The sequence below is a fragment of the Oleiphilus sp. HI0066 genome (genome assembly GCF_001635725.1).
In genome coordinates this window covers 1-1,015 of record NZ_LWFH01001164.1, presented here as the reverse complement: position 1 = coordinate 1,015, position 1,015 = coordinate 1, and the positions used below count along the sequence as shown (strand labels likewise).

The 1,015-nt window shown below is 46.6% G+C and carries 1 protein-coding gene and 1 pseudogene; both read left to right on the top strand.

What is annotated here, in order from left to right:
- On the top strand, positions 1–786 hold a 786-nt coding region (locus tag A3738_RS15515), incomplete at its 5' end, for a 3-hydroxyacyl-CoA dehydrogenase family protein (protein WP_231876669.1).
- 29 nt (positions 787–815) lie between these two features.
- Positions 816–1,015, top strand: a pseudogene (fadA, locus tag A3738_RS15510) (acetyl-CoA C-acyltransferase); the annotation flags it as partial.

Below are 1,015 nucleotides of genomic sequence, written 5' to 3'. Positions count from 1 at the left end.
CCAGTACACATGATGCCATTGGTTGAAGTAATTCGCGGTGAGAAGACAAGCGAAGAGACGATTGCGACAACAGTTGCATACGCTCAAGCAATGGGTAAAACACCTGTTGTTGTTAACGATTGCCCGGGCTTCCTAGTAAACCGTATCTTGTTCCCTTACTTTGGTGGTTTCGCTGCGCTTATGCGTGACGGTGCTGACTTCCAGCGTGTAGACAAGATCATGGAGAAGTTCGGTTGGCCAATGGGTCCTGCTTACTTGCTTGACGTTGTAGGTATGGACACAGCTAATCACGGCGGTGAAGTAATGGCTGAAGGCTACCCAGATCGTATGGGTAAAGACTTCAAAACAGCGATTGACGTGATGTTTGAAGCTGGTCGTTTTGGTCAGAAGAATGACAAAGGCTTCTACGCTTACGAGTTAGATCGTAAGGGTAAGCAGAAGAAAGTTGTAGATGAATCTGTTTACGACATGATTAAGCCAGTTGTTGCAAGCAGCAATGAGTTTACCGATGAAGAAATCATCGAACGTATGATGGTTCCACTTTGCATCGAGACTGTTCGTTGTTTGGAAGACGGTATTGTTGATACTGCGGCTGAAGCAGACATGGGTCTGATCTTCGGTATCGGTTTCCCTCCATTCCGTGGTGGTGCGCTTCGTTACATCGATTCTATCGGTATCGAAGAATTCAACAAGATCGCAGACAAGTATGCTGATCTAGGTGCTCTCTACACGCCGACTGAAGGTATGCGTGAGATGGCTAAAACTGGCAAGAAGTTTTTCGGCTAAGCGCTGAGACAAGATTACGGAGAATATCTATGAGTCTTAATCCAAAAGACGTCGTCGTTGTCGATGCGGTACGTACCCCAATGGGTCGAGCTAAAAACGGCTGTTTCCGCAACGTACGAGCTGAAACCCTTTCTGCGGTATTGATCGATGCGATCTTTGACCGTAACCCAGGTCTTAACCCTAACTTGGTTGAGGACGTTATCTGGGGTTGTGTTAACCAAACTAAAGA